This window comes from Microvirga massiliensis (assembly GCF_001006805.1).
In the GTDB taxonomy this organism is placed as follows: domain Bacteria; phylum Pseudomonadota; class Alphaproteobacteria; order Rhizobiales; family Beijerinckiaceae; genus Microvirga; species Microvirga massiliensis.
On sequence record NZ_LN811355.1, the window covers coordinates 353,047 to 369,002 of the forward strand.

Consider the following 15,956-nt stretch of genomic DNA (forward strand, 5'->3'; position numbering starts at 1 on the left):
GGAGCACCCTTGTCCTTTGATCTATGTTTTCAACTGCAGGTTCAGGCGAACTTCTTCTGCACTTCGGCAGCGACGTTCGGCGGTACCTGCTCGTAATGGTCGAATTGCATCGTGAACGTTGCACGGCCCTGCGAGAACGACCGGAGGTTGTTCACGTAACCGAACATGTTCATCAACGGCACCATGGCGTTCACGACGACGGCATTGCCGCGCATGTCTTGACCCTGAATCTGCCCGCGGCGGGAGTTCAGGTCACCGATGACGGAACCGGTATACTCCTCCGGCGTCACCACCTCGACCTTCATGATCGGCTCGAGCAGGACGGAATTGCCCTTCTGGAGCCCCTCACGCAACGCGGCCCGCGCGGCGATCTCGAAGGCCAGAGCCGACGAGTCGACCTCGTGATAGGCGCCGTCGGTCAGCGTGACCTTGAGGTCCACGACCGGGAAGCCGGCGACCACGCCCGCACCCAGAACGCTCTCGAGGCCCTTCTCGACGCCGGGGATGTATTCCTTAGGCACCGAACCGCCGACGATCTGGCTCTCGAAGACAAAGCCTGCGCCGGGTTCGTTCGGCTCTACGACGAGCTTGACCCGTGCGAACTGGCCCGACCCACCGGTCTGCTTCTTGTGGGTGTAGTCCACCTCGGCCCGGCGGCTGATCTTCTCCCGGAAGGCAACCTGCGGAGCGCCGATATTCGCGTCGACCTTGTAGGTGCGACGCAGGATGTCGACCTTGATGTCGAGATGGAGCTCGCCCATGCCCTTCAGGATGGTCTGGCCGGACTCCTGGTCCGTCGAGACGCGGAAGGACGGATCCTCGGCGGCGAGCTTCGCCAGCGCGACGCCGAGCTTCTCCTGGTCGGCCTTCGATTTGGGCTCGATCGCGATCTCGATGACCGGCTCCGGGAATTCCATACGCTCCAGGATGACGGGCTTGTTCGGGTCGCACAGCGTGTCACCGGTGCGGACATCCTTCAGGCCTGCGAGCGCCACGATGTCACCCGCGAAAGCCTCCTTGACGTCCTCGCGGTTGTTCGCATGCATCAGAAGCATCCGGCCGACGCGCTCGCGCTTGTCCCGGGTCGAGTTCAGCAGGGACGCTCCCGACTCGACCTTGCCCGAGTAGACGCGGCAGAACGTGATCGTGCCGACGAACGGGTCGTCCATGATCTTGAAGGCGAGCATCGAGAAGGGCTCGTCGTCGCGCGGACGCCGGACGACCTCTTCCTCGGTCTTGTAGTCGATCCCCTTGATGGCCTCGCGATCGGCGGGCGAGGGAAGGAAATCCACCACAGCGTCGAGAAGCGGCTGGATACCCTTGTTCTTGAAGGCAGAGCCGCAGAGCACCGGGTGGAATGCGCGCTTCTGCACGGCGAGACGTACGAGACGACGAAGCGTATTCTCGTCCGGCTCCTCGCCATCGAGATACGCCGTCATCGCGTCGTCATCGAGCTCGACGGCGGCTTCGACGAGCTTCTGGCGGTATTCGGCCGCCTGATCCTGTAGCTCCGCCGGGATTTCGATTTCGTCGTATTTCGCGCCCAACGCCTCGCCGGACCAGACGATCGCCTTCATCTTGATGAGGTCGACTGCGCCCCGGAAGTCGCTCTCCGAGCCGACGGGGAGTTGCAGGCAGACGGGCTTGCCGCCGACGCGATCGACGATGTCGGACACGCACTTGAAGAAGTTCGCACCGGTCTTGTCCATCTTGTTGACGAACACGATGCGCGGAACGTCGTATTTGTCGGCCTGGCGCCAGACCGTCTCGGTCTGGGGCTCGACACCCTGGTTTCCGTCGAGCACGCAGACGGCGCCGTCGAGGACGCGGAGCGAGCGCTCCACCTCGATCGTAAAGTCCACGTGGCCGGGCGTGTCGATGATGTTGAGACGCTTATCGTGCCAGAAGCACGTCGTCGCGGCGGACGTGATCGTGATGCCGCGCTCCTGCTCCTGCTCCATCCAGTCCATGGTGGCAGCGCCCTCATGGGTCTCACCGAGCTTGTGCGACTTGCCGGTGTAGAAGAGGATCCGCTCGGTCGTCGTCGTCTTGCCGGCATCGATGTGGGCCATGATGCCGAAGTTGCGGTAGTCCTCGATCGCGTGCGTGCGGGGCATCGCTCGTGCTCCTGACGGTCCAGCCGTTACCAACGATAGTGCGAGAAGGCGCGGTTGGCCTCGGCCATCCGGTGCGTGTCTTCGCGCTTCTTCACCGCGTTCCCACGGTTGTTGGCGGCGTCCATGAGTTCAGCCGAGAGGCGCTCGACCATCGTCTTGTCGTTGCGACTGCGGGCAGCCTGAATGAGCCAGCGGATCGCCAGAGCCTGGCGGCGCTCGGCGCGCACCTCGACGGGGACCTGGTAAGTTGCACCACCGACGCGGCGGGAACGCACCTCGATCGCGGGTGCTACATTGTCGAGCGCAGTCTTGAAGACCTCGAGGGGAGCATTCTTGGTGCGGCTCTCGACGATGTCGAAAGCACCGTAGACAATGCTCTCCGCGACCGACTTCTTGCCGTCGTACATGATGGAATTCATGAACTTCGTGACGACGACGTCCCCGTACTTGGCGTCCGGGATAATCTCGCGCTTATCAGCCCTATGACGGCGGGACATGATTTGGCTCCGACCTGATCTCTCTTCACCTGCCGGGCGGAGCAGCCTCCGCCGGCCATTCGGCGAACCGTTGCGGTTACGCCAGTCTTACTTCGGACGCTTCGCGCCGTATTTCGAACGACGCTGCTTGCGGTTCTTCACCCCCTGGGTGTCGAGGACACCGCGCAGGATGTGGTAGCGCACGCCCGGGAGGTCCTTCACGCGACCGCCGCGGATCATGACGACCGAGTGCTCCTGGAGGTTATGGCCCTCGCCCGGGATGTACCCGATCACCTCGTGGCCGTTGGTCAGGCGAACCTTGGCGACCTTACGGAGCGCCGAGTTCGGCTTCTTCGGCGTCGTGGTATAGACGCGCGTGCAGACGCCCCGCTTCTGGGGGCAGGCCTCGAGCGCGGGAACCTTATTCCGGCTCTTCTGTGCCGTCCGCGGCTTGCGGATCAGCTGGCTGATGGTCGGCATCCTGTGCCCTCTTCTCGGCGGCCACCGGCGGTGGCCATTTGTCCGTTGTCCATTGTCGAACGCTGCGTCGCGCGACGCCGTCCGGCCGGATTTGTTCCTGCACAAACGGTATCGCGCCAAAGGCGTGTGATGGGCCTGTGGCGCGTCGCGGTCGCAGAGGACCACGGCGGGAACCCGTCGCGGTCGTGCATTAGGCTGACGATTTGTCAGTCAATTGAGTTCGGCAGCGTCTAGGCGGCATCGGTCGAAGCGCGTCGCTTCGACTGGCGAACACCTACGGCCAGCCGGAAAGTCCGGCTCTAATAGTGTCCGAGTCGCTTCAAGTCAACAGCGAAATTGACCTGCCGGCCCTGATTTCCCGTGCGAATCCCGCCTGCCAGGACCCGAATGAGGTGAAGGCCGCCCGAGGGCGGCCTTCAAGCTTGAGTATTATCTGTCGGCCTATTCGGCGGCCGGAGGCAGCTCGCCGACGGTCGCCTGCGAGTCGCTCCTCTTCTGCTGAAGGATGAGGTCGTCGCGCCGCTGAGCGATGGACTTGATCTGCGAGTTCATCGCCCCGGTTCCCGCCGGAATGAGGCTTCCGACGATCACGTTCTCCTTCAGGCCTTCGAGGGTATCGACCTTTCCGTTGACCGCCGCCTCGGTGAGGACACGCGTAGTCTCCTGGAAGGACGCAGCCGAGATGAACGAACGGGTCTGCAGCGAGGCCTTGGTGATGCCGAGGAGCACCGGAGTGCCGGTAGCTGGCTTCTTGCCCTCCGCCTCGAGGCGCTCGTTGATCTCGTCCATCTCCAGCCGGTCGATCTGCTCACCGGTGAGCAGGTCGGAGTCGCCCCCATCGGTGATTTCCACCTTCTGGAGCATCTGGCGCACGATCACCTCGATGTGCTTGTCGTTGATGCTCACGCCCTGGAGGCGATAGACCTCCTGGATCTCGTTCACGAGATAGGCCGCGAGCTCCTCGACGCCCTTGATCGCGAGGATGTCGTGCGGCGCCGGGTTTCCGTCGACGATGAAGTCGCCGAGTTCCACCACGTCGCCATCCTGAAGGTGAATGTGCTTCCCCTTCGGGATCAGGTACTCGACCGGATCCGAGCCATCGTGCGGCGTCAGCGTCAGGCGACGCTTGTTCTTGTAGTCGCGGCCGAATTGGATCGTGCCGGACTTTTCCGCAATGATGGCGGCGTCCTTCGGGCGCCGGGCCTCAAACAGCTCGGCCACGCGTGGCAGACCGCCGGTGATGTCGCGGGTCTTGGCGCTCTCCGTGGAGATACGCGCAAGCACGTCACCAGCCTTGACCGTCATGCCCGGATCCACGGCGATGATCGCGTCGACCGGCAGCAGGTAGCGAGCATCGCCACCCCGGGCCAGCTTTACGACCTTGCCGTTCTTGTCGTGGACGACCATTGCGGGCCGCAGATCGGACGTGCGGGCGGAGCCGCGCCAGTCGATGACCTGACGCTTTGCGATACCGGTCGACTCGTCGATCGACTCGATCATCGAGGCACCGTCGACGAGATCCTCGTAGGCCACCGTTCCGTCGGCTTCCGTTAGGATCGGACGGGTATAGGGATCCCACTCTGCGATGCGTTGTCCGCGCTTGATCTGGTCGCCCTCGTCGACCTTGAGACGCGCACCGTACTGCAGGCGGTGAACCGCCCGCTCGGCGCCGTCCGGACCGACGATGATCACGGCTACGTTGCGGCCCATGACGATCAGCTCGTTGTCGGAGTTCCGCGCCACGTTGCGGTTACGCATCTTCACCGTGCCCTCGAAGTTGGACTCGATGAAGGACTGATCCGCAATCTGGGCGGCGCCGCCGATGTGGAAGGTCCGCATCGTGAGCTGCGTTCCAGGCTCGCCGATCGACTGGGCCGCAATGACGCCGACCGCCTCACCCTGGTTGACTGGGGTGCCGCGGGCCAGGTCGCGGCCGTAGCAGGTCGCGCAGACGCCGTTCTTCGAAGCACAGACGAGCACCGAGCGGATCTTCACTTCCTGGACGCCCGCGGCGGTGATCGCCGCGATATGCTGCTCGTCGAGGAGCGTGCCCTCCGGGACGATGACCTCGCCATCGGCGTTGACGATATCCTCCGCCGTCGAGCGGCCGAGAATACGGGACGCCAGCGACGCGACCACCTGGCCGGCGTCGACGATGGCCCGCATCCGGATGCCCTTCGTGGTTCCGCAATCGACCTCGCGGATGACGGCGTCCTGCGCCACGTCGACGAGGCGGCGGGTGAGGTAACCCGAGTTCGCCGTCTTCAGCGCGGTGTCGGCCAGACCCTTGCGGGCTCCGTGCGTCGAGTTGAAGTACTCGAGCACGTCAAGGCCTTCCTTGAAGTTCGAGATGATCGGGCTCTCGATGATCTCGCCGGAGGGCTTGGCCATGAGGCCGCGCATCGCTGCGAGCTGCTTCATCTGGGCCGGCGAGCCGCGGGCGCCCGAATGCGACATCATGTAGATCGAGTTGACCGGTTTGTCGCGACCACTCTCGTCTTTCTGCACGGAAGAGATGCGGTTCATCATCTCGCCCGCCAGACGGTCCGAGCACTTCGCCCAGGCATCGACGACCTTGTTGTATTTCTCGCCCTGCGTGATCAGGCCGTCCTGATACTGCTGCTCGTAGTCCTTCGCGAGAGCACGGGTCTCTTCGACGATCTGCCACTTGTTCTCCGGGATGACCATGTCGTCCTTGCCGAACGAAATGCCCGCCTTGAACGCATGGTAGAACCCGAGGGCCATGATCCGGTCGCAGAAGATCACGGACTCCTTCTGACCGCAATGCCGGTAGACGGCATCGATCATCGCGGAGATCTCCTTCTTCGTCATGAGCTTGTTCACGACGTCGAACTGGAGCGCCGGATGCCGCGGCAGGAGCTGGGAGAGCTTCACCCGGCCGGCCGTGGTGTCGTAGATCTTCGTGAAGGGACGCCCCTCCTCGTCCAAGCCGTTCCAGCGGTACCGGATCTTGGTGTGTAGCGTGATGATCTTCTCCTGCAGGGCGTGCTCGATCTCGCCGATGTCGGCGAATGCCTTGCCCTGGCCGGGCTCCCCGTCCGAGACGATCGAGAGATAGTAGAGGCCAAGCACGATATCCTGTGAGGGCACGATGATCGGCGCGCCGTTCGCAGGATGCAGGATGTTGTTCGTGCTCATCATGAGCACGCGGGCCTCGAGTTGCGCCTCGAGCGAAAGCGGGACGTGCACGGCCATCTGGTCGCCGTCGAAGTCCGCGTTGAACGCGGCGCAGACGAGCGGATGCAGCTGGATCGCCTTGCCCTCGATCAGGGTCGGTTCGAAGGCCTGAATGCCGAGGCGGTGAAGCGTCGGAGCGCGGTTGAGCAGGACCGGGTGCTCGCGGATGACCTCGTCCAGGATATCCCAGACCTCCGGCTTCTCCTTCTCGACGAGCTTCTTCGCCTGCTTGACCGTCGCGGAGAGCCCGCGTGCGTCGAGCTTCGCGTAGATGAACGGCTTGAAGAGCTCGAGTGCCATCTTCTTGGGAAGACCGCACTGGTGCAGCTTCAGCTCCGGTCCGACCACGATGACCGAGCGTCCGGAATAGTCCACGCGCTTGCCGAGAAGGTTCTGGCGGAACCGTCCCTGCTTGCCCTTGAGCATGTCGGCGAGCGACTTCAGCGGCCGCTTGTTCGCGCCCGTGATGACGCGTCCACGCCGGCCGTTGTCGAACAGGGCGTCCACCGCCTCCTGGAGCATGCGCTTCTCGTTCCGGATGATGATGTCCGGGGCGCGCAGCTCGATCAGGCGCTTGAGGCGGTTGTTACGGTTGATGACGCGACGGTAGAGGTCGTTGAGGTCAGACGTGGCAAAGCGTCCGCCATCGAGCGGAACCAGCGGGCGCAGGTCCGGCGGGATGACGGGAATGACCGTCATGATCATCCATTCCGGCTTGTTGCCGGACTGCAGGAACGCCTCGATGATCTTGAGGCGCTTCATCAGCTTCTTGGGCTTCAGCTCGGACGTCGTGACCGCGATCTCCTCGCGGAGCTCCGTAGCGACCTTCTCGAGGTCGAGCTCCTGAAGGATCTTGCGGATCGCCTCGGCGCCGATCATCGCGGTGAACGAGTCCTCGCCATACTCGTCCTGCGCGCGCAGATACTCGTCCTCCGAGAGGAGCTGACGGTCCTTGAGCGGCGTGATGCCGGCGTCGACGACGATGTAGGACTCGAAATACAGGATGCGCTCGAGGTCCTTCAGCGTCATGTCGAGCAGCAGACCAATCCGGCTCGGCAGCGACTTCAGAAACCAGATATGCGCCACCGGAGCCGCAAGCTCGATGTGGCCCATGCGGTCGCGACGCACGCGCGCCAGCGTCACCTCGACGCCGCACTTCTCGCAGATCACGCCCTTGTACTTCATGCGCTTGTACTTGCCGCACAAGCACTCATAGTCCTTGATGGGCCCAAAGATCCGCGCACAGAACAGGCCGTCGCGCTCGGGCTTGAAGGTACGATAGTTGATGGTCTCGGGCTTCTTGATCTCGCCGTAGGACCAGGACAGAATCTTCTCCGGGCTTGCGATCGAGATCTTGATCTGATCGAAGCTCTGCGGCTGGGCCGCCTGGTTGAAGAGATTCATCACCTCTTGATTCATTGACATCTCCTGGGCTGACGGGGCCTGACCGGCACCCTCACCGGAATTTCGCGGAGCCGCGGACGCTCGCGCATCCGCGGCCTCTATGATCAAAAATCGGTCTGCGCTCGCCGCGCCTACTCGGCTGCCTCCGACGGCGGGAGCTCATTGGCCGCCCGCTTGGTGTTCGTCAGTTCGACATTGAGGCCGAGCGACCGCATTTCCTTCACGAGCACGTTGAAGCTTTCCGGAATGCCCGACTCGAAGGTGTCGTCTCCGCGCACGATGGCCTCGTAGACCTTCGTGCGGCCGGCGACGTCGTCGGACTTCACCGTTAGCATCTCCTGCAACGTGTAGGCGGCGCCATACGCCTCGAGGGCCCACACCTCCATCTCGCCGAAGCGCTGGCCGCCGAACTGCGCCTTTCCGCCCAGCGGTTGCTGGGTGACGAGGCTGTACGGGCCGATCGACCGGGCGTGGATCTTGTCGTCCACGAGGTGATGCAGCTTCAGCATGTAGATGTAGCCGACCGTGACCTTGCGATCGAAAGCCTCGCCGGTACGACCGTCGAACAGGGTCACCTGCCCGGATGGGTCTAGGCCAGCCATTTCGAGCATGTGCTCAATATCGCTTTCCTTCGCACCATCGAAGACCGGCGTCGCGAATGGCACGCCCTTGCGCAGGCTCTCGCCAAGCGCAACGAGGTCGTCGTCAGAGGCCGACTTGATCTCAGGAATGTCGCCGTAGATTGTCACGAGCCGCTCACGCAGCGCATTCGCCTTCCCGTTCCTCATGTAAGCATCGACCGCCTGCGCGACCTGCCTGCCGAGACCGGCGGCTGCCCATCCGAGATGCGTCTCGAGGATCTGACCCACGTTCATCCGGCTCGGCACGCCAAGCGGATTGAGGACGATGTCCACATGGGTGCCGTCCTCGAGGAACGGCATGTCCTCGATGGGGACGATCCGCGACACGACACCCTTGTTGCCATGCCGGCCGGCCATCTTGTCGCCGGCCATGATCTTGCGCTTCACCGCCACGAAGACCTTAACCATCTTCATGACGCCGGGCGGCAGCTCGTCGCCACGCTGCAGCTTCTCGACCTTGTCGAGGAAGCGCTGTTCGAGGCGTTTCTTCGACTCGTCGTACTGCTTCTGCATGGCCTCGATCTCGGCCATGAGCGCATCGTCGGCGACCGCGAACTGCCACCACTGCGAGCGAGGATGATCGCCGAGGATCTCGCGCGTCAGCGTCGTATCCTTCTTGAACCCCTTCGGCCCCGCGACGGCCTTCTGCCCCTCGAGGATCTCGCCGAGGCGCGCATAGGTGTTGCGGTCGAGGATGGCCTGCTCGTCGTCCCGGTCCTTGGCGAGGCGCTCGATCTCCTCACGCTCGATCGCCTGGGCGCGCTCGTCCTTGTCGACGCCGTGCCGGTTGAAGACACGCACTTCGACGACGGTCCCGGTCACGCCCGGCGGAACCCGGAGCGAGGTGTCGCGAACGTCCGACGCCTTCTCGCCGAAGATGGCGCGGAGAAGTTTCTCCTCCGGCGTCATCGGGCTCTCGCCCTTCGGCGTGATCTTGCCGACCAGGATGTCGCCTGCGTGAACCTCGGCGCCAATGTAGACGATGCCCGCCTCGTCGAGGTTCTTCAGTGCCTCTTCGGAGACGTTCGGGATGTCCCGGGTGATCTCCTCGGGCCCGAGTTTCGTGTCGCGGGCCATCACCTCGAATTCCTCGATGTGAATGGAGGTGAACACGTCCTCCTTCACGATCCGCTCGGAGAGCAGGATCGAGTCCTCGAAGTTGTAGCCATTCCACGGCATGAACGCGACGAGCACGTTACGGCCGAGGGCGAGTTCTCCGAACTCCGTTGACGGACCATCGGCGATGATGTCACCCTTGCGGACCGTCTCTCCGACGCGAACCAGCGGCTTCTGCGTGATGCAGGTGTTCTGGTTCGAGCGCTGGAATTTCTGGAGCCGGTAGATGTCGACGCCCGGCCGAGCCGGATCCGTCTCTTCCGTCGCGCGGATGACGATACGGGTCGCGTCCACTTGGTCGACGATGCCGGTCCGGCGCGCCGCGATCGCTGCACCCGAGTCCCGCGCCACGACGGCTTCCATACCGGTTCCGACGAACGGAGCGTCCGCCTGAACGAGCGGCACGGCCTGGCGCTGCATGTTCGAGCCCATGAGCGCGCGGTTCGCGTCGTCGTTCTCGAGGAACGGGATCAGCGCCGCGGCCACGGAAACGAGCTGCTTCGGCGAGACGTCCATGAGGTCGACGCGATCCGGCGGGACCACGACAACGTCACCTGCCCGCCGGCAGACCACGAGATCTTCCGTGAGCTTTCCGCCCTCGCCGATCACGGCATTGGCCTGGGCGACATGGTACTTCGCCTCTTCCATAGCCGAGAGATAGACGACCTCATCGGTCACCACGCCGTCGCGAACGCGGCGAAACGGGGTCTCGATGAAGCCGTACTTGTTCACCCGAGCAAAGGTCGCGAGCGAGTTGATCAGGCCGATATTCGGACCTTCCGGCGTCTCGATCGGGCAGATCCGGCCGTAATGGGTCGGATGCACGTCGCGCACTTCGAAGCCCGCGCGCTCGCGGGTCAGGCCGCCCGGGCCGAGCGCCGACAGGCGGCGCTTGTGGGTGACCTCCGAAAGCGGGTTCGTCTGGTCCATGAACTGCGAGAGCTGCGAGGATCCGAAGAACTCGCGCACGGCCGCGGCTGCCGGCTTCGCGTTGATGAGGTCCTGCGGCATGACCGTGTCGATATCGACCGACGACATGCGCTCCTTGATGGCGCGCTCCATGCGCAGGAGGCCCAGCCGATACTGGTTCTCCATCAACTCGCCGACGGAGCGGACCCGGCGGTTGCCGAGATGGTCGATGTCGTCGATCTCACCCTTGCCGTCGCGAAGGTCGACGAGCGCCTTGACGACTGCGAGCATGTCCTCGCGCCGCAGCGTCCGGACCGTATCCGGCGCGTCGAGATCGAGGCGCATGTTCATCTTCACGCGTCCGACAGCGGAGAGATCGTACCGCTCGGGATCGAAGAACAGCGAATGGAACATCGCTTCCGCGGTCTCGAGGGTCGGCGGCTCACCCGGGCGCATCACGCGATAGATGTCGAACAGCGCCTCTTCGCGCGACGAGTTCTTGTCGACGGCGAGCGTGTTCCGGATATACGGGCCAACATTGACGTGGTCGATGTCGAGCACGGGGATCTCGGTGATCCCTTCCTCCTCGAACGCCTTGAGCATCTTTTCGGAGATCTCGTCACCGGCCTCGGCGTAGATCTCGCCGGTTTCCGGATTGACGAGGTCCTCGCCAATATACTGTCCTGTGAGATCCTCGTCCGTCTGGCGGAGGAACTTCGTGCCCTTCTCGATGAGCTGCCGTGCCGCACGAGCGGTTAGCTTCTTCCCGGCCTCAAGCACCACCTCACCGGACTCGGCATCAATGAGGTCGATCGTGCCCTTGAAGCCGCGCATGCGCTCGGCATCGAACGGCACGCGCCATCCGTGCTCGTCACGCTCGTAGATGATCTTATTATAGAAGGTGTCGAGGATCTCCTCCCCGTCCAGCCCGAGGGCGAACAGGAGCGAGGTCACCGGGATCTTGCGCTTCCGGTCGATGCGGGCATGCACGATGTCCTTCGCATCGAACTCGATGTCGAGCCACGAGCCGCGATAGGGAATGATACGAGCGGCAAAGAGAAGCTTGCCCGACGAATGGGTCTTGCCCTTGTCGTGATCGAAGAACACGCCCGGCGAACGGTGCATCTGGGAGACGATGACGCGCTCGGTGCCGTTCACGATGAAGGTGCCGTTGTCCGTCATGAGCGGCATGTCGCCCATGTAGACGTCCTGCTCCTTGATGTCCTTGACGGACTTCGCCTGGGTGTCCGGATCGACATCGAACACGATGAGGCGCAGCGTCACCTTTAGCGGCGCCGCATAGGTCATGCCGCGCTGCCGGCACTCGTCCACGTCGTATTTCGGCGGCTCGAACGTGTATTTGACAAATTCCAGCAGTGCAGTGTTCGAGAAGTCCGAGATCGGAAACACGGACTTGAACACGGACTGCAGGCCTTCGTCTGCCCGTCCGCCCTTCGGCTCCTCGATCATGAGGAATTGGTCGTAGGACGCCTTCTGAACCTCGATGAGGTTCGGCATCTCCGCCACTTCCTGGATCTTGCCGAAGAACTTGCGAATGCGCTTGCGGCCTTGCAGTGATTGGGCCATCTGGACCTCGCTCCTGATGTACGGCTGATCGGGCTACCGGTCTTCCGGCAGGGAGCCGGATCAGCCGTCCGACGGTCATCGCGCGTCGGAGCAATACAAAAACGGGAAAGCTCGGAAGCCCTCCCCTCAAAGGGCCGGCCGGAGAGCGGCCTCCGGACGACGCGACGGTCCCGGGCCGAAAGGGCCCGAGACCGCCGACATTCAGGCAATATCGCGGCTCACACCGCGAGGATCACTTGAGCTCGACCTTGGCGCCAGCCTTCTCGAGGGTCGCCTTGATCTTCTCGGCTTCGTCCTTAGCAACGCCTTCCTTGACGGGCTTCGGCGCGCCCTCGACGAGGTCCTTGGCCTCCTTGAGGCCGAGACCCGTGATGGCGCGGACCTCCTTAATCACCTCGATCTTCTTGTCGCCGGCGGAAGCCAGCACGACGGTGAACTCGGTCTGCTCCTCGACCGGAGCGGCAGCGGCGCCGGCGCCTGGCGCCGCAGCAACGGCCACCGCGGCAGCCGCGGAGACGCCCCACTTCTCCTCGAGCATCTTCGCGAGCTCGGCGGCCTCGAGAACGGTCAGCGACGAAAGGTCGTCAACAAGCTTGGCAAGATCAGCCATGTGTAAGTCCTTGATCGGTTCGAACGTTGATAGGGGTTGTTACGGCCTCACGCCGCTTCGTCTGTCTTGGCATAGGCCCCGAACACGCGGGCGAGCTTCGCTGCCGGCGCGTTGACAACCTGAGCGACCTTGGTGGCGGGGGCCTGTACGAGGCCGACCAGCTTGGCGCGCAGTTCGTCGAGGGACGGGAGAGTGGCGAGTGCCTTTACTCCGTCCACGTTCAGGGAGGTCTTGCCCATCGCTCCGCCCAGGATTACGAGCTTCTCGTTGGCCTTGGCGAAATCGACGGCGACCTTGGGCGCCGCGACCGGATCGCTGGAATAGGCGATCAGGGTCGGACCTCTCATGAGATCCGAGATGGACGCGACGTCCGTGCCTTCGAGAGCGATCTTGGCGAGGCGGTTCTTCGCGACCTTCACGGTAGCGCCGGCCTGCTTCATCTGCGTGCGCAGCTTCTGCATGTCGGCAACCGTAAGGCCAGCATAGTGGGCCACGACGACAACGCTCGTGTTCGCGAACACGTCGTTGAGCGTCGAGACGAGCTCGCGTTTTGCTGCTCTATCCACTTGGCTCTCTCCGGTTGGCGGAGTTCTGATCTCCGCCGGTTGCACCTGCCGCCCCTTGGGGCTCGCGGCTTGCGGCCTCGAGCCGCCGAAAGGCGGCGCTCTCGCAAGCCCTGTCCCCCGTACGACGCCCTGGGACGCGCCGGGTCAGATGGTTCGAACCGACATGAACGTCCGCCTGGCGGCGGATGATCGGTCGGCTACCCCCGTCTATGCAGGCCCTCGCGAATTAAGCCAGACCAGGCTGGCACCTGCAGTCTCGGACAGGACATGGCCGGACCGGGCGGAAGGATGCCCTTCAACCCGCCGGCCAGTCACCGCTCCGTCTCCGGAGCGGATCTCTTATATGGGAACTGAAATGCCCAGCCCCAACGATGTTGGAAACTCAAACCCGCTCCATAGACGGTTTATCCTTGCCTGCCAAGAGGCTGGCCAGGTTTCCCTCGGGGCGGGTCGTCGCAGGGGATTGCCTCCCCTGCAACCGATCAGCTCTGGCCGAGAACGGTAGCCGTCTCGACCTTCACGCCGGGGCCCATCGTCGACGAAATCGCGATGCGCTGGATATAGGTGCCCTTCGCGCCAGACGGCTTCGCGCGGGCCACCGCATCCGCAAAGGCGCGAATGTTCTCGACGAGCTTCGTGTCGTCGAAGGAGATCTTGCCGATGCCGGCATGGACGATACCGGCCTTCTCGACCCGGAACTCCACGGCTCCGCCCTTGGCGGCCTTCACCGCGCCGGCGACATCCATGGTGACGGTGCCGACCTTCGGGTTCGGCATCAGGCCGCGCGGGCCCAGCACCTTGCCGAGACGGCCGACGAGCGGCATCAGATCCGGCGTCGCGATGCAGCGATCGAAGTCGATGGTGCCGCCGGTGATCGTCTCCATAAGGTCTTCCGCCCCGACGATGTCGGCGCCGGCCGCCTTGGCCTCGTCGGCCTTTGCGCCGCGAGCGAACACCGCCACCCGCACCGTCCGGCCGGAGCCATTCGGAAGATTGCACACGCCGCGCACCATCTGGTCGGCGTGACGCGGGTCGACGCCGAGGTTCATGGCGACTTCCACGGTCTCGTCGAACTTCGCAGTAGCGCGGGCCTTCACCAACTTCACGGCCTCCGCGAGGTCGTAGGACTTCGCAGGATTGATGCCTTCGCGAGCCGCGCGAATCCGCTTGCCTTCCTTAGCCATCGTACCCTCCTTACGCGACTTCGATGCCCATCGAGCGCGCGGAGCCCTCGATCATGGCCATGGCGGATTCGACGGTATCGCAGTTGAGATCGGCCATCTTCTTCTCGGCGATCTCGCGGATTTGATCACGCGTGACGGTGCCTGACGTCGTGCCCTTTCCGGGAGTCGCAGCGCCCTTGTCGATCTTGGCCGCCTTCTTGAGGAAGTAGGAGATCGGCGGCTGCTTCATCTCGAAGGTGAAGGACCGATCCTGATACGCGGTGATGATCACCGGGATCGGCATTCCCTTTTCGAGCTGCGCAGTCCTCGCATTGAAGGCCTTGCAGAATTCCATGATGTTGAGGCCGCGCTGACCGAGCGCGGGACCGATTGGCGGCGACGGATTGGCGGCGCCGGCCGGGACCTGGAGCTTCACGTAGCCCGAGATCTTCTTTGCCATGGGTCTCTCCCATAGAGCCAGCCGACCGGTGCCGACGGTCCGGATGGCGAATGGGGCGCCCCTCCGAAGGAAGGTCACGCCCAGGAGGTCGCGGTACGGCGCGTTCGTTCCCGGCTGGCATGCCGGGCGAGCCTCCCGCGGGTGTCAGGGGCTCATGCGAGAGCCCTTGGGCTGCCCTCCGAAGAAGGCAGCCCTTCCGGTTCAGACCTTCTCGACCTGACCGTATTCGAGTTCGACCGGCGTCGCGCGACCGAAGATGGACACCGCGACCTTCAGACGGGCACGGGATTCGTCGACTTCCTCGACAATGCCGTTGAACGAGGCGAACGGCCCGTCGGAAACCCGAACCTGCTCGCCGACTTCGAAGCTGACGGACGGCTTCGGACGGTCAACGCCTTCGGCGACCTGCCCCTTGATGCGTTCCGCCTCGGCGTCCGGAATCGGGACGGGCTTCGACTTGTCGGCGCCCAGAAAGCCGGTGACCTTCGGGGTGTTCTTGATTAGGTGATAGACCTCATCGGTGAGATCGCACCGGACGAGGACGTAGCCCGGAAAGAACTTCCGCTCGGCATCCACCTTCCGCCCGCGGCGGACCTCGACGACCTTCTCGGTCGGGACGAGGATTTCCTCGAATTTGTCGGAAAGGCCCCGCTGAGCCGCCTGATCCCTGAGGGATTGCGCGACCTTGTTCTCGAAGTTCGAATAAGCGTGGACGATGTACCAGCGCTTCGCCATAGCCGCCAACCCCTACCCGCCAAGCCCGAGAACGAGGCGGACCCCGAACGCCATCACCTGATCGACCACCAGGAAGAAAACGCTCGCGAGCACGACGAAAACGAAGACCAGGGCGGTCGTGATCGCAGTCTCCTTCCGCGTCGGCCAAGTGACCTTGGAGGCCTCGGCGCGCACCTGCTGCAGGAACTCGAACGGGTTCGTCTTTGCCATCATGCACCGCCTGCACCGGTTGGAACCGGTACATAGCGTCCTCTTTCGGGCTGTCTGGAGCCCAAACTGACAGGGGCGCGAGGCCTTCTCGCCTCGCGCCGCCCGCCGGTCCGATTGCTGTTGGGCGCCCGCTTTAAGGCAGGCAGCCCGGTTTGTCGATCCGCTGGCAGGAGTGGAGGGACTCGAACCCCCAACCCCCGGTTTTGGAGACCGGTGCTCTAGCCGATTGAGCTACACTCCTCCGGCGGTCGACGGGCGGCAGCATGCCGCCGCCCGTTATTCTC

General features: G+C 63.8%; 11 protein-coding genes and 1 tRNA gene. All 12 read right to left on the reverse strand.

Annotation, left to right across the window (positions count from 1 at the left end; translation table 11 throughout):
- Nucleotides 1–41: 41 nt before the first annotated feature.
- The 12 genes from fusA to BN1233_RS20160 all read right to left on the reverse strand — a co-directional run bounded on the left by fusA (nt 42) and on the right by BN1233_RS20160 (nt 15,913).
- The gene (gene fusA / locus BN1233_RS20105; RefSeq protein WP_046865358.1) at nt 42–2,117 is read right to left on the reverse strand and encodes an elongation factor G; all 2,076 of its coding nucleotides are present in this window, start codon (nt 2,115–2,117) and stop codon (nt 42–44) included.
- Nucleotides 2,118–2,143: 26 nt separating this feature from the next.
- Nucleotides 2,144–2,614: a 30S ribosomal protein S7 gene (rpsG, locus tag BN1233_RS20110; protein WP_046865359.1), complete on the reverse strand. Its 471-nt coding sequence runs from the start codon at nt 2,612–2,614 to the stop codon at nt 2,144–2,146.
- An 87-nt stretch (nt 2,615–2,701) separates the two neighbouring features.
- Nucleotides 2,702–3,073, reverse strand: a complete 372-nt coding sequence (rpsL, locus tag BN1233_RS20115; RefSeq protein WP_046865360.1) for a 30S ribosomal protein S12 — start codon at nt 3,071–3,073, stop codon at nt 2,702–2,704.
- 441 nt (nt 3,074–3,514) lie between these two features.
- The gene (gene rpoC, locus BN1233_RS20120) at nt 3,515–7,690 is read right to left on the reverse strand and encodes a DNA-directed RNA polymerase subunit beta' (RefSeq protein WP_046865361.1); all 4,176 of its coding nucleotides are present in this window, start codon (nt 7,688–7,690) and stop codon (nt 3,515–3,517) included.
- Nucleotides 7,691–7,806: 116 nt separating this feature from the next.
- Nucleotides 7,807–11,928 (reverse strand): DNA-directed RNA polymerase subunit beta, encoded by a 4,122-nt coding sequence (rpoB, locus tag BN1233_RS20125; protein ID WP_046865362.1) that lies wholly within the window; start codon nt 11,926–11,928, stop codon nt 7,807–7,809.
- Between the two features lie 232 nt (nt 11,929–12,160).
- Complete coding sequence (rplL, locus tag BN1233_RS20130) at nt 12,161–12,538, reverse strand: 50S ribosomal protein L7/L12 (RefSeq protein ID WP_046865363.1); 378 nt, start codon at nt 12,536–12,538, stop codon at nt 12,161–12,163.
- Nucleotides 12,539–12,585: 47 nt separating this feature from the next.
- Nucleotides 12,586–13,104, reverse strand: a complete 519-nt coding sequence (gene rplJ, locus BN1233_RS20135) for a 50S ribosomal protein L10 (protein WP_046865364.1) — start codon at nt 13,102–13,104, stop codon at nt 12,586–12,588.
- A 482-nt stretch (nt 13,105–13,586) separates the two neighbouring features.
- Nucleotides 13,587–14,288 carry a 50S ribosomal protein L1 gene (rplA, locus tag BN1233_RS20140; RefSeq protein WP_046865365.1) on the reverse strand — a complete coding sequence of 234 codons (702 nt, stop codon included), beginning with the start codon at nt 14,286–14,288 and terminating at the stop codon, nt 13,587–13,589.
- Nucleotides 14,289–14,298: 10 nt separating this feature from the next.
- Nucleotides 14,299–14,727, reverse strand: coding sequence for a 50S ribosomal protein L11 (rplK, locus tag BN1233_RS20145; RefSeq protein WP_046865366.1), 429 nt, complete (start codon nt 14,725–14,727; stop codon nt 14,299–14,301).
- A 201-nt stretch (nt 14,728–14,928) separates the two neighbouring features.
- The gene (gene nusG, locus BN1233_RS20150; RefSeq protein ID WP_046865367.1) at nt 14,929–15,462 is read right to left on the reverse strand and encodes a transcription termination/antitermination protein NusG; all 534 of its coding nucleotides are present in this window, start codon (nt 15,460–15,462) and stop codon (nt 14,929–14,931) included.
- Nucleotides 15,463–15,474: 12 nt separating this feature from the next.
- Nucleotides 15,475–15,672: a preprotein translocase subunit SecE gene (gene secE / locus BN1233_RS20155; protein WP_046865497.1), complete on the reverse strand. Its 198-nt coding sequence runs from the start codon at nt 15,670–15,672 to the stop codon at nt 15,475–15,477.
- A gap of 164 nt (nt 15,673–15,836) precedes the next feature.
- Nucleotides 15,837–15,913: transfer RNA gene (locus BN1233_RS20160), tRNA-Trp, on the reverse strand.
- Nucleotides 15,914–15,956 lie beyond the last annotated feature (43 nt).